Origin of the sequence: Streptomyces hilarionis (genome assembly GCF_024539675.1) — a bacterium.
Lineage (GTDB): Bacteria > Actinomycetota > Actinomycetes > Streptomycetales > Streptomycetaceae > Streptomyces > Streptomyces hilarionis.
The window spans coordinates 1-681 of record NZ_JAHHIT010000388.1 but is presented as its reverse complement, the minus strand read 5'-3'; the positions used below and the strand labels follow the sequence as shown (position 1 = coordinate 681).

General features: G+C 55.4%; 2 protein-coding genes. Both read left to right on the top strand.

Going from position 1 to position 681, the window contains the following annotated elements:
- A partial coding sequence (locus tag KMS84_RS43675; protein WP_256921257.1) for a type IV secretion system DNA-binding domain-containing protein occupies positions 1 to 224 on the top strand: 224 nt, incomplete at its 5' end.
- 10 nt (positions 225 to 234) lie between these two features.
- On the top strand, positions 235 to 681 hold a 447-nt coding region (gene mobF / locus KMS84_RS43670), incomplete at its 3' end, for a MobF family relaxase (protein ID WP_256921256.1).

Below are 681 nucleotides of genomic sequence, written 5' to 3'. Positions count from 1 at the left end.
ATGTGAAGCGCTGGCGGAAATCCTACACCGCGGGCAAGTTGACCAGGACCGAGGAAGTCACACGGGATGAGCCGGTGGTTCAGGCGTCTGAAATCTCCAACCTTCCAGATCTGGTCGCCTACGTGAAATTCGGTGAAGACTTCCCGATCACCAAGGTGAAGACGCCATACATCGATTACAAAGAGCGCGCCCAGGCAATCATGATCACCGGTCAAGCCGCGTAACGAGGTAGCCATGTTCAATGTTACCTCTATCAAGGGGAGCAACCAGTACGCTGCAGCTGGCTACTACACAGCTGCAGACGACTACTACGCAAAAGAGTCCCCCGGTGAGTGGCAGGGGATCGGCGCCGAGCTTCTAGGACTGGATGGGCCAATCGACCAGAAGGAGCTGGCCAAGCTTTTTGACGGCAAGCTCCCGAACGGCGAGGTGATGCCCAAGACCGTCAACAAAGAAACAGGTGAAATAGTTAATCGCCGGATGGGTTTGGACCTGACCTTCTCAGCTCCAAAATCTGTGTCTATGCAGGCACTGATCGCCGGTGACAAGGACGTGGTAGCGGCGCACGACCGCGCAGTGACTAAAGCGATGGAGCATGTCGAGAAACTGGCGCAGACCCGCCGAAAGGAACATGGCAAGTCCATGCTCGAACGAACTGGCAACCTGATCATTGGTAAGTTT